The following is a 663-nucleotide window of genomic DNA, read 5'->3' as shown; positions in this document are numbered from 1 at the left end:
CTCAGAGGGCACTTTCTATCTCCGGGGTCCCGCCGACCCGACATTCATCGGTGGATCGAGGCTGAGGGATCAATGCATGCGAACGCTGAACCCTGCTGCTCAGGCGGTAGCGCGCGATCGAAATCGTCCCAAGTAGCAAACCCCTCCGGTGGCGGCGGTACGACGTACCCCAACACCTCGCACCAGAAACGAGCGACGCGCTCAGGTTCTGCGCAGTCGAAGGTAACTTGGATCTGCTTGACCGACGCCATCGGTCCACCATAGCGGCGGGGTCTTTCGTCGTCTCCACGGGCCTCCCCTGGCTAGCGTTGTGGCGCATACGGCCGACTCTTGAAGATGAGTGGGGCCTTGAGCCGTGGGATGACGGTCCTGACGGTGTCGATGCCCACTACATTTCGGGAGTCCAGTGAGCCCGAGACTGACGACGAGGGTCGAGAGATCTGCTTTACGTATACAGCCCACGCAGTTAGTAGTTCCTGGAGATCGAACGCATCGTTGATGCCGGCGAGTCCGGTGAGCGGGTCCAAGCTGATGCGGTCCCGGAACCTGTCAAGTCAACTGAGACATTTTCTTGATTTTGTTCAGCTTTGTGCTGCTGGTCGGTTGGGCACGGGCGGGGCGGTGGTCTGTTCGGGGTCGCTGTTGTCGGGTTTGTTGATCCAT

The 663-nt window shown here is 59.9% G+C and carries 1 pseudogene; it reads right to left on the bottom strand.

The window, feature by feature from the left end:
• Positions 1–62: 62 nt before the first annotated feature.
• A pseudogene (locus tag V6U90_RS33745) lies at positions 63–251 on the bottom strand (VOC family protein); the annotation flags it as partial.
• Positions 252–663: the final 412 nt, after the last annotated feature.

The organism is Micromonospora sp. CPCC 206060 (assembly GCF_036906895.1).
GTDB lineage: Bacteria > Actinomycetota > Actinomycetes > Mycobacteriales > Micromonosporaceae > Micromonospora.
Note: the sequence above shows the minus strand (reverse complement) of the source record. Positions and strands in the feature narration are given on the sequence as shown.